This is a genomic window from Spirosoma aerophilum (genome assembly GCF_054782495.1).
The window spans coordinates 542,124-554,193 of the sequence record NZ_BAAGSJ010000004.1; the positions used below are offsets into that span (position 1 = coordinate 542,124).

The 12,070-nt window shown below is 47.5% G+C and carries 7 protein-coding genes; 3 read left to right on the forward strand and 4 right to left on the reverse strand.

The features are described from left to right. Window positions 1-124: 124 nt before the first annotated feature. From ACYVK4_RS04005 to ACYVK4_RS04020, 4 genes are read right to left on the reverse strand one after another with little or no spacing between them, the layout of a single operon-like run. Window positions 125-1,474, reverse strand: a complete 1,350-nt coding sequence (locus ACYVK4_RS04005) for a flippase (protein ID WP_461126197.1) — start codon at window positions 1,472-1,474, stop codon at window positions 125-127. Between the two features lie 4 nt (window positions 1,475-1,478). Further along, window positions 1,479-2,444 (reverse strand): GDP-mannose 4,6-dehydratase, encoded by a 966-nt coding sequence (locus ACYVK4_RS04010; RefSeq protein ID WP_461126198.1) that lies wholly within the window; start codon window positions 2,442-2,444, stop codon window positions 1,479-1,481. Window positions 2,445-2,451: 7 nt separating this feature from the next. Next, window positions 2,452-3,519, reverse strand: coding sequence for a Wzz/FepE/Etk N-terminal domain-containing protein (locus ACYVK4_RS04015; protein ID WP_461126199.1), 1,068 nt, complete (start codon window positions 3,517-3,519; stop codon window positions 2,452-2,454). Between the two features lie 14 nt (window positions 3,520-3,533). After that, window positions 3,534-5,939: an SLBB domain-containing protein gene (locus tag ACYVK4_RS04020; RefSeq protein WP_461126200.1), complete on the reverse strand. Its 2,406-nt coding sequence runs from the start codon at window positions 5,937-5,939 to the stop codon at window positions 3,534-3,536. A gap of 288 nt (window positions 5,940-6,227) precedes the next feature. Here ACYVK4_RS04020 and secA point away from each other — a divergent pair, with 288 nt between their 5' ends. The 3 genes from secA (at window position 6,228) to ACYVK4_RS04035 (ending at window position 11,950) form a co-directional block, all read left to right on the forward strand. Further along, window positions 6,228-9,620, forward strand: coding sequence for a preprotein translocase subunit SecA (gene secA, locus ACYVK4_RS04025; protein ID WP_461126201.1), 3,393 nt, complete (start codon window positions 6,228-6,230; stop codon window positions 9,618-9,620). Window positions 9,621-9,729: 109 nt separating this feature from the next. Then, window positions 9,730-10,812 (forward strand): hypothetical protein, encoded by a 1,083-nt coding sequence (locus ACYVK4_RS04030; RefSeq protein ID WP_461126202.1) that lies wholly within the window; start codon window positions 9,730-9,732, stop codon window positions 10,810-10,812. Between the two features lie 13 nt (window positions 10,813-10,825). Next, window positions 10,826-11,950: a glycosyltransferase gene (locus tag ACYVK4_RS04035; RefSeq protein WP_461126203.1), complete on the forward strand. Its 1,125-nt coding sequence runs from the start codon at window positions 10,826-10,828 to the stop codon at window positions 11,948-11,950. The last annotated feature ends 120 nt before the right edge of the window (window positions 11,951-12,070 follow it).

Genomic DNA, 12,070 nt, shown 5'->3' on the forward strand with positions numbered 1-12,070 from the left:
ACTAATTTCTTAAATAGTGCCAAAAATTACTGCGGTGTTTTTTTAAGATAGATTATTACATTTTACTATTAACTATTCTAGTTAATAGTAAAACTATTGCTTTTCATTAGCCCACAATAATTCATCAACGAAATTTACTTAATATAACATTAGGCAAGTATAGCAAAGCTCTCGTTTGCAGTTGAAATACTTCCTTCGTTTTGCTATAAATGCCGTTTGTCAAATATGAAGCTATGATTTGAGCCAGAAGAGTTGCAACCGATGCACCTATCGCGCCATATGAGGGAATAAGAAAGTAATTTAGCGTTGCATTGAATAGCGCACCGATTATAGTTCTCCATAAAAGAAAGCGTTGCATATTCTCTACAACAAACCAATTATTTATGCCAACACCTAAAAATACAAACAAACCAGTCCAAATATGGACACTTAAAATATGACCTATCCCATCATATTTTTGTCCATATATTAACGTAGTAATCTGATTAGATAATATAGAAAATACCAGACCAATTACTACTCCTCCTACAGCAAGCAGATTGAGCAATTTCTGATAGCGATTTAAATAAGACTTATAGTCATGTGCTCGTAAAACAATGATACTTGGATAGATCGAGGCAGTAACAACAGCCGCAACAAAGTACCATACCTCAGATAGTCGAAGGGCTGCACTATACCGACCAAGCTCATCTGGCGTTGTAAGGTATTTTAGCATAAGCTGGTCAATACGCATATAGATAAAAATAAAAAACTCCGATAACATGAGAGGCCAAGAAAGCTTAATAAGTCCCTGAACTATCTTTTTATCAAATACTACTTTAGGTGTAAACTCTTTAGATTGTATTAAATAAATTAAATATATAATTATATAACTAATCGAAATTTCTATTATTGTAACAACGATGAAGAAAGTTACATTATAATGCTCGGTTAAGCCATATACTCTAACACATGAAGCCAGTATAAAGGAGGTAACTTTAGGTATAATAGAATAATGTACTTTCTGAATGCTCTGGAAATATATGTCTAGGGCGTCAAAGCATTGCACAACTAGGCTAACAGATGAAATTGATATCAGTAGAACCAGTTGTTGGTCAGACGAATTTATGTAAGAACTAAAAACAACTATGAGTAGAAATGCAATTAATCCAGATAAGAACTTCATGCTAATTGCTGTCCTTAAAAGCCTGTTGCCCTCCTCCTTATCCTTAATTGGTATTTCACTTATCAAAATATTATTTACGCCCAAGGAGGCTAATGGTGCTAAAACAAGAGGAAAAACGCTGGCATAGTTTAGTAATCCATAATCTGTAGGACCCAAATATCGTGCGAGCCATACCCCTATTATCATTCCTGTTGCCATTCTGAATATTTTATCAAAAAATAGCCAACCCAGGTTAATAAGCGATTTTTTACCGGGAATCTTTTCTCGTAGATATGATATTTTGAACCAACTAGTTAATTTTTTTTCCATGTAACTATTGAACAGATTGATTCATACGGGCATCTACCATACGTTGGGCAACCTCCTCAATATTATATGTAGCGGACCAGTTTAATTGAGTTTTTGCTTTTGAGGGATTAGCATGTCCTTCAGCAATATCGGTTGGTCTAAAAAGTGTTTGATCTATGCTTATGTGGTTTTCCCAGTCTAATCCAACGGTTTCAAAAACAATACGAATGAAATCTTTGAGTTTATTCGTATGACCAGTGGCAATTACGAAATCATCAGCATTCTCCTGCTGGAGCATAAACCACATAGCTTCAACGTAATCTGGAGCCCATCCCCAATCCCGAGCAATATCTATATTGCCCAGAATTAAATTTTCTAAACTACCATTAGCAATTCGACAGGCAGCGGTTACTATTTTTTGAGTAACAAATCGCTCAGGCCGTAGCGGTGATTCATGGTTGAATAGAATACCGGTGCTGGCATGAAGCTGGTAGGCTTCCCGGTAATTGGCTACTTGCCAAAAAGCAGCTGCTTTTGCTACTCCGTACGGACTACGTGGCCTGAATGGCGTCATTTCGTCAGCGGCAAATTTACCTGTGTCACCAAAACATTCACTTGAACCCGCATTATAAAATCGAATCGGCAGATTGCTGAAACGAATTGCCTCCAGTAGATTTAGCGTTCCAACACTTATACTTTCTAGAGTTTCAACGGGTTGTTCAAATGATAAACCAACCGAGCTTTGCCCGGCGAGATTGTAAATTTCATCGGGTTTGACTTTTAGTATTGTTTGAAGTACACTACGAAAGTCATTAATACTTATGGAAATTAGCTCAACGTCCTTCCTGATACCTAATCGGCTGAGATTAGCAAACGAAGACATTTGGGCATCGCGTGAGCCACCAAATACTTTATACCCTTTGCCTAGTAAAAGCTTGGCTAAATAGGCACCATCTTGGCCCGACACCCCACAAATTAATGCTGTCTTCACTTGGTTATTATTTCGAATTGAGAATAAACCGCCTTAAACCATATAACACAACTCCCAGAAATGTGCCGGCTACAAGAAATCCTAGGATAATGAATCCTCGCTTAGGAGCGCTCTTTTTTAGAGGGATTCGAGCCGGTTCAAGTACTTTGAATACGGGTGATTCTTCGGATACTTTTATTTTCGCCTGTTCAAATTGTTTGGACAAGTCATTAAAAACGCTTTGAGTAAGCATAAAGTCTCCCTGCAGTCGCTGCTCCTCTAATTTAGCCGTTTCTAGAAACAGACTTCGGTTACGGTCCCGGTAGTTCGATAAGGCATATTCTGCTTTTTGATATCGACTTTTTGCATCATTCAACTGATTTGCCAGAAACTGAACCTGATTTCTCGCCTTCTCTGTTCTGTAGCTTGTGATGTAATTTGTAAGATATTCAAGGGATAATTGGGCAACTGCAGCGGCTACTACAGGATCAGGAAAAGTAGCTGACACAGTAATAATTCCGTTCTTCTTATCTAACAGTGTCGCTACTGAACCATGTATTACTTTGATAAGCTCCTCTTGTTTTTTTGTAATCTGTAAAGTCCTGCTAAAATTTTGAGGATCGGGCACTTGGCTATCTTCGCTATTGTCGGCACCACTCAGCCAGGATTGTTGGCCCTGTTCTTCAATAAATCCTTGTAAGGATGTCTTTTTTCTTAAAAGGTTTGAATAAACAGGTTGCTTTAACAGATAAAGTGCAAAAGGTACACTTTGCAAAACGTTAGGATATATGTCAGGTCGAATGGCATCCAATCCTGTTGCACCTGCACCGCCAAGATCAATACCAGCCAATCCAGCAAGTGAGCCTAGCCCTCCCAACTCCATACCTTTTGATTGAAGCTCCGGCATTACAGTTACCTGAGATGTGTACTGGTTTGGTTTAAGGAAAGCATAAATAACGCCAACCACCAATAGCGCCAGTCCTGTAATTAAAGCCCATCGACGGCTATCTTTCAGAAATTGAATGACATCGCTTATACGAATTTCAATTTCATCATCCTCAGTTTCGCTTGTCTTTATAGTTTCTGAAGTTGACATCGTTAAAACAGAGGTTAGCGCAAAAGAACGTTGATAAGTGCAATGGAAACTGTTGCTAGAAGAGATAGAATTCCTATCCTTTCTGTAGAACTCAGCCGATTAGAGTCAATAGGTTTGAATGGTACAGTAATCGTTGATCCAGGCTCAATATGGGGGCGAGATGCGAAAAATAGAAAATTATGAGAACGGTCTTTTCGTCCGTTCGGGTAGTTTATATACGCTTTACTTTGCCGAGCGTTCTCTGTAAAACCACCCGCTTCGCTAATGTAGTCGTCAAAGGAGTAATTCGCTTTGTAACTAATCGACGCTGGATTTAAAACGGCTCCCTGTACGGTAATGATCTCTGATCGTCGGGGGATATATAATGTATCCCTATCCTGAAGCAATAGGTTTTCTTCACCACCGGGGTCAGCGAGTAGATTACGCAGGTCGTTCCCGATTAATTGACCCTCACGTCGAAATTGGGCTCCTGCCATATAAGCTTCGGGTTTTAGACCACCCGCCCGCTGTATTACATCACCAATTCGTTCCTGCCGGCTGGCAATGGCATAGTTCCCGGGCTGCATCACCTCACCATATACCATTACATGGCGTTGTGCCTGGTAGTTGGCTGAACTCCGTACATATACGACATCGAACGGTTGGAGTTTAAATTGGGACGAGCTGCCCGGATTAGCCTCCATTGGGGTAATCTGCAGATTACGATCAATAGCGAATCGGTAAATTTCTACCATGGTTGTGCGTATACCCGAAGAGTCCTGGCGTATCCGTCGGGACACTTCAATCAGATTGGGTTTAGCCCCTTCCTGAAAGCCACCCGCATGGGCGATGAGGTCTGCCACGCTCATATTGGCAATATACTCAACCGTATCCGGCCGGTTAATGGCGCCTTCGATCGTGACGTAATACTCTTCGCGTAAATCCCGAATCGATAGAACGGTTAGGCTATCCTGGCTTTGCAGGGGTATATCCTGAATTTCTCCCCGCAGGAGTTTACCCAGATCGAACGAGACATTTTCGCGGTCCATGTCTGCCCGCTCCCGAACAATCGTAGCCCGATTGGTGAACGCATCTTTGCGAAGACCTTCCGCCCGCGTGATCAACTGTTTGACGGTCTCCAGCCCTGGCTCAAGCGCGTAATCGCCGGGACGCATAACCGCTCCGGCCACCTGAATTCGGTTTTCATATCGTTCCAGTATTTTACCCACTTCGTATTTATCACCCGCCTTAGGAATAAAGCTGGCCAACTGCTCTTCCGTAATGGTTACGATTCGTCGTTCGCGAGCGGTGTTACGCCGAAGCGTGATAGAGGCCCGGTATGCGTCGTCGGCGAAGCCACCCGCAAAGCCCAGTACCGTTTTCAGTGTCTCGCCCGGCAGCACTTCAAATATGGCAGGGCGACGCACCTGCCCGTTTAGTTCAACGTGCGTTTCATAATCGGCCACCCGGATAACGTCCTGGTCCTGTAGCCGTATGTTATTGCGCTGATCGGCTCGCAGGATAAAGTCATACAGATCCAGCGTCCGAACCACACGGTTGCTCCGAATAACCTGAATCTTGCGGAACGAACCGGTTTCCGGATTGGGGCCACCTGCCAGGTAAAGGGCATTCAGGACAGATCCCAGCGAGGTGATCGTGTAGGTTCCGGGCCTGACGACTTCCCCCACCAGAATAACGCGAATGCTCCGAATATTGGTCAGGCTTACGTTCGCACTGGTGCCGCTTCCCGGCTTACCCAGACCTTGATAGCCCCCCTGCCGCAAACGAGCAATTATCCGCTGCTCGGCCTGCTCTATAGTGAGTCCGCTGACGAAGATGGGGGCCAGATCGGGTACTTTGACTGTACCATCCGGGCTTACTTTCAATTGATACTGCCCGGTTGAGGCACCGGAGATGTCGACATTGATTTCATCATCCGGCCCAACTACATAGTTACGGGGTGTAGCAATGCGCAGGTTCGGTTCGAATGACAGTTTGGCATTCTCAAATAGGGATGCACCAAACACTTTAAGCTTCCGGCTTGTATCCCGGCGCATGGTGTCTTGCGCCAGTGAATCGTACCGCATCGACAGGTCAGAAGGCAGTACCCGACCTTTATAATTATCCTGAGAAGATTGCGATTGGTTTTGCGATCGGTTCGTCGCCGACCGAATCTGAGCAATGCGTTTGCGCATTTTAGCAATATCGTCGAGGGTATACCCCTGCGACATGGCAGCCTGCTCGATCTGGGCTTCGCTGAGCCCACTTGCCTGCGCCTTCTGGTAGAAGTTCTGCACATCTTCGTCACTCAACTGGTCGACCCGGGAACGGGGCCGCTGAGCAACAGCTTGATATGATCCTGTCAGCATAAACAACAGGAAAATAATCTGGAAAGGGCGTGTAAGACGGATAAAACGTGACAATTTGTCCTTAAGAAACATAAACCATGGCTATTGGGCCAAAATTTGAACTGCAAAAGTAGTGTATTCTTGGCAATACACCACTTCCGTATGATAAGGTGACGCTATCCATAAGGCACTTGGATTGTAGTCCCACGGTAATGCACTAAATTTGCAAAAAAGTCGGCAGGTCAGTCAATACTGAAATATACGTGCAGCCATTTGTGTTTAGTATATAAATCAAGAACGATCGCACAAGCGATTTCGCGCATAAATAAACCCGCGTTGGCCAGTAGAGGCTACCATTGACGACTAATTACTAACGATAATATGATTAACCTCATAGCTAAATTTTTCGGAACCAAATCGCAACGGGACATTAAAGAACTGCTTCCGTATGTTGAGAAGGTAAATGCCGAATTTGCTCAGTTAAAAGACCTCTCGAACGACGAGTTACGTCGTGTTTCAGCCGAGCTCAAGGCTCAAATCGCGCAGGAGTTAGCCGATATTGATGCGCAGCTTGCCGAGCTGAACGACCACGCCAGCAATCCTGACGTAGACGTGAATGAGAAGGAGCGGATCTTTAACCAGATCGATAAACTCGAAGCCGACCGCAATACCGAACTGGAGCGCGTGTTGATGGATATCCTCCCGCGTGCTTTTGCCGTTGTCAAAGAAACAGCCCGCCGGTTTACCGAGAATGAACAGTTGACGGTTTCGACGACGGATTTCGACCGGGAGATTGCTTCCCGCAAGAAAAACGTGGTCATTGACGGCGATCAGGCTCACTGGGCCAATACCTGGGATGCCGCCGGAACGCCCATCAAATGGGATATGGTGCATTACAACGTTCAGATCATCGGGGGCGTGGTACTTCACCAGGGTAAAATTGCGGAGATGGCCACGGGCGAAGGGAAGACCCTGGTGGCTACTTTCCCTGCGTTCCTCAACGGACTGGCAGGCCGGGGTGTGCATATTGTAACGGTCAACGATTACCTGGCCAAGCGTGACTCCGAGTGGATGGCTCCTTTGTTTGAGTTCCACGGAATGCGGGTTGACTGCATCGATAAACACCAGCCGAACTCAGAGCAGCGTAAGAACGCCTACCTCGCCGATATTACTTACGGAACCAACAACGAATTTGGTTTCGATTACCTGCGTGACAACATGGCCCGCGAGACGGGTGAGCTTGTTCAGCGCAAACACCATTACGCAATGGTGGATGAGGTCGACTCCGTACTGATCGACGACGCCCGGACACCGCTTATAATCAGCGGTCCCGTACCCCGTGGCGATGAGCAGGATTACATTGAGCTGAAGCCCCGCGTATCGCGCCTGGTGGAGGCACAACGCAAGCTGGTCTACGACTACCTGAATGACGCCAAGAAGAAAATTGCCGCCGGCGATGAGAAAGAGGGCGGTTTGTCGTTGTTCCGGGCCTATCGCGGGTTGCCGAAACACAAACCCCTGATCAAGTTTTTGAGCGAAACGGGTAATAAAGCCCTGCTTCAGAAAACCGAATCAATTTATCTGGCCGAAAACCAGAAACTGATGCCGGAAGCTGATGCGCCCCTTTTCTTTACCATCGACGAGCGCCATAATGGCATTGACCTGACCGAGAAAGGGATTGACTACATTACCGGCTCGGGCGAAGATCCGAACTTCTTCATCCTCCCCGACCTCTCCATCGACCTGAACGCCATTGACAAAGACGGCGATTTCTCGGAACAGGAGAAAATTTTGCATAAGGAATCCGTCGTTCGGGATTACGCCGTTAAAACGCAGCGGATCAATACGGTCAACCAGTTACTGAAGGCGTACTGTTTGTTTGAGCGCGATACCGAGTACGTCATTATGGACGGTAAGGTGAAAATCGTGGATGAGCAAACGGGCCGGATCATGGAAGGTCGCCGGTGGTCGGATGGTCTGCACCAGGCGGTGGAAGCGAAAGAGAACGTAAAGGTGGAAGATGCCACCCAGACTTACGCCACGGTTACGCTTCAGAATTATTTCCGCATGTACCACAAGCGGGCGGGTATGACCGGTACGGCCGAAACCGAAGCATCGGAATTCTGGCAGATCTACAAAATGGACGTGGTCGTTATTCCAACGAACCGGGCCATCAGCCGGGCCGATGAAGAAGACAAGGTGTACCGCTCCGTACGGGAGAAATACAATGCCGTTGTTGATGAGATAACGAGCCTGGTGGAGAAAGGTCGTCCGGTACTGGTGGGTACAACATCCGTTGAAAACTCCGAATTACTGAGTCGCCTGCTGACCCTTCGCAAAATTCAACACCAGGTCCTGAACGCCAAATACCACCAGCGGGAAGCCGAAATTGTGGCCACCGCCGGTTTACCCGGTACGGTTACCATTGCGACCAACATGGCTGGTCGGGGTACCGACATTAAACTGACCCCCGAATCGCGGGCGGCCGGTGGTCTGGCCATTATCGGTACGGAACGCCACGAATCGCGTCGGGTCGACCGGCAGCTGCGCGGCCGGGCCGGTCGTCAGGGCGATCCGGGTACGTCGCAGTTTTTCGTTTCGCTGGAAGACAGCCTTATGCGGTTGTTCGGCTCGGAGCGGATTGCGAAAGTGATGGACCGCATGGGTCTGGAAGAGGGCGAAGTCATTCAGCACTCGATGATCACCAAGTCGATTGAGCGGGCTCAGAAGAAAGTCGAAGAGAATAACTTCGGAATTCGGAAGCGGCTGCTGGAATACGACGACGTGATGAACTACCAGCGCGAGGCTATCTATAAACGCCGTCGGAACGCGCTGTTTGGCGATCGTTTGCCCCTCGATATTGCCAACACCATGTACGATGTTGTGGAGGAAACGGTCAACAATGCCGAAGGCAATTACGAAGAGATCAAACTTCAGTTGCTGACAACGGTGGGTTTATCGCCCCAGTTAACGGCCGAAGAATTCAACCGGTTGAAAAAGCCGGATCAGATTCGCCGGTTGTACGACGAAGCCGAAGCAAACTATCAGGCCAAAAACCACGCCATCGCCGAGAAAGCCTTACCTGTGCTCACGCAGGTATTGACTGACCAGGGACATCAGATCAAAAACATCGTTGTTCCTTTCTCGGACGGACTGCATGAGTTGACGGTTATTTCTGATTTGCGGAAAGCCGTTGATTCCGGTGCCCGCGACATTGTGACCGAGATGGAAAAGGCCGTTACGCTATCGGTGATCGACCAGGAGTGGAAAGAACACCTCCGCGAAATGGACGACCTGAAACAGTCGGTACAGAATGCCGTTTTTGAACAGAAAGACCCCCTGCTGGTCTACAAGTTCGAATCGGTTGAGCTGTTCAAGCGTTTCCTGAACAAGGTTAACTTCGATACGATCAGCTTCCTGACAAAGGCGGACATTCCGGCTCAGGAAACCGAGGATATACAGCAGGAGATCCGTCAGGCACCGGCGCAGAGCCGTCCGCAGCCCCAGCCGGAGCTTCATACGAATATGGAAGACTTCGACGACGATCATCTGGCCACTGGTCCTGAAGAATACGCCCGTCGAATGGCCGAAAACAACGCGATGGGTGCAGGCGCTCCGCCAATGCCTCCGCGTCAGGCACCGGCCCGCGTGGCCAAGCTGGATCGTAACGCCCGCGTTAACGTACAGTATGTCGACGGCTCCGTGAAGCGTGACGTGAAGTTCAAAACCGTTGAGAACGACGTTGTCAGCGGAAAAGCCATGCTGATTGACTAAAGCTTTTTGACTACTTGACAAAACGCCCTCTGGATACGCTATTCAGAGGGCGTTTTGGTATGGTTATTGGCTGTACTATTTGCACCGGATAAGCCGTTATGATGGCAGAATGAATAAGCTTTTTCTAGCGCTGTTTTTAGTTGGGTCAGTGGCATTTTCCTACGAACCCGACCCTATCCGGCTCCGTCCGGAGTCGCTGCCGTTTACACCAAAAGAGTTTTACATTGCCGCCGTTACAGATCAACGCACCGACCGGGGATCGGTTGCCCGGCTGGCTCTGGCACTTAATCAGCCACCACAAGCGGTAGATCTGGACAAAGGTGTTGCCACCAGCTTTCAGCGGTTCATCGATCAGGGGTTAAAGCAAAACAAGGCATTGCGGCCCATTGCCATGCGTATTCGGCAATGTAAAGTCAGCGAGTCTGCCGTGGGGAACCGCGTAACGGGTCAGTTCACGTATGCCGTAACCTTCGAACTCCTCGGCAAAGATGACGCGGGTACCACAACCAGCACCCGCCTGACCGATTATCAGGGAAGCGCCAAATATACCCGTCCGCTTGGTCAGACAGACGTTATTGAGTCGACCATCCGGCAAATGTTAGTGGCATCCCTGCGCAGCCTGAATGAGTACATGAAACGGGAAAGCGGACAAAACGAAAAACTGGCTAAAAGCCTGCAAGTTGTCTTTGTCGATGACTCGCGCATTACAGACGATGATACCGTTCATTACAACCCGGCCCGTAAACTCGTCTGGGCCGATTTCCAGGCGGAGCCCCGTAAAGGCAGTCATTATGCTGCGGAGGTATTCACCAGTTTCTCGTATGAAGGCAAGAGTACCGTAAAAAACGGCGTTATTGTACTGACATTGAGTGCCAAAGCGTACATGCTGAAACCGTCGTCCTGGGCACGACCCGATGCCAAGAACGCGTATGCGCTCAACCACGAACAACGTCACTTCGACATCACGAAGATCATTGTCGAGCGGTTCAAGCGCAAGATCAACCCAGACAGTCTGACGCTGGAAGACTATAACAGCATTATTCAATACCAGTTTCTTGAGTCGTTCAGAGAGATGAACCGGATGCAGACACAGTACGATAACGAGACGACCCACAGCATAAGCCAGGTGGCCCAGGAACGCTGGAACCAGAAAATTGACACGGAACTACGGGAGCTTGGGGTCATCAAGTAGCCCGTTGCGGCCCATGAAAAAAATCCGCGTTCTGCACATTAGTACAGCTCACCCAGCTCAGGACCCGCGCATCGTCTTCAAGCAATGCCAGACACTGGCCCTACAGTATGAAGTTTATTGCGCCCTCCCTCACGCAGACCCGGGCGTTGCTCCCGGCATTCGCTTTATTCGGCTGCCTTTTTTTCGGCGGGTTATCTGGCGGCTTCTTGTTACCTGTCCGTTTGTGCTGGTGCGGTGCCTGTGGCTTCGTCCACGGATTGTTCACATATATATGCCGGAGCTTATTCCGCTGGCCTATCTCTTTCAGTTTTTGGGAGCAAAAGTGATTTATGAAGTGCAGGAAAATCTATACAGGAAAATTCACCGGAAAACCATCAATAAAGGGTATTTGCTGGAAACGTCCTTCTACTGGTTCGACCGGCTGGCCCGGCGCCATTTCTATTTTATCTTCACCGAACACGCTTATTTGACCACGTACACACATCTTACGAAGACCTGCGAGGTGATTTATAATTACCCTTTGCTCTCGTTTCTTCAACCCTTTCAAACGCCTTATCAGCCAGACCGAAAGCAGCCGGTATTCTTCTACATCGGCCTGCTTAGCTTCGACCGGGCCATTGACACCCTTATTGATGGTTTTGCGAAATTGAAAATAACCTATCCTAAATTTATTGTGCATTTATTTGGTCGGCGTACCTTTACAGACGATGATCTGGAAAAGCTGGCTCATTTCTCCCAGGTACGTGACCATCTTCGTTTTTACGGCTATACAGACCAGCGTATCGCTTTTTCATATGTTACCGGAGCAACCGTGGGGTTAGCCCTGCTAAAACCTGTTGGTGATTATCCGGAATCATATACGACCAAATTATTTGAATATATGGCCCTTGGCCTTCCTCTCATCACAGCTGACTTCCCGCTTTATCGTGACATCGTTGAACGGCACCAATGCGGTTTGTGCGTTTCACCCTATGACCCGGTACAGGTGGCCGATGCACTTACTTATTTGATCGAACATCCTGACGAAGCGCGGGCGATGGGCCAGCGCGGCCGGAAGGCTGCGAACCAATTCTATAACTGGCACAGCGAGGCCGCCAAACTCACCAGCTTTTATACGGCTGTTTTATGTACACATTAACGCTGTATAAAGCCCACAAAAACATAATAAATTCAATACATTATGGGATTGTTCTAATGAGCAATACCACGTTTTCCCGGAAGGATTTAACTTTAGGAGCTAATTCAGGTTATGCCTGAA

Bases quoted from the DNA above. Each gene is read 5' to 3' on its own strand.
- ACYVK4_RS04005 (WP_461126197.1), bottom strand. From the start codon at position 1,474: ATGGAAAAAAAATTAACTAGTTGGTTCAAAATATCATATCTACGAGAA.
- secA (WP_461126201.1), top strand. From the start codon at position 6,228: ATGATTAACCTCATAGCTAAATTTTTCGGAACCAAATCGCAACGGGAC.
- ACYVK4_RS04030 (WP_461126202.1), top strand. From the start codon at position 9,730: ATGAATAAGCTTTTTCTAGCGCTGTTTTTAGTTGGGTCAGTGGCATTT.
- ACYVK4_RS04020 (WP_461126200.1), bottom strand. From the start codon at position 5,939: ATGTTTCTTAAGGACAAATTGTCACGTTTTATCCGTCTTACACGCCCT.
- ACYVK4_RS04035 (WP_461126203.1), top strand. From the start codon at position 10,826: ATGAAAAAAATCCGCGTTCTGCACATTAGTACAGCTCACCCAGCTCAG.
- ACYVK4_RS04015 (WP_461126199.1), bottom strand. From the start codon at position 3,519: ATGTCAACTTCAGAAACTATAAAGACAAGCGAAACTGAGGATGATGAA.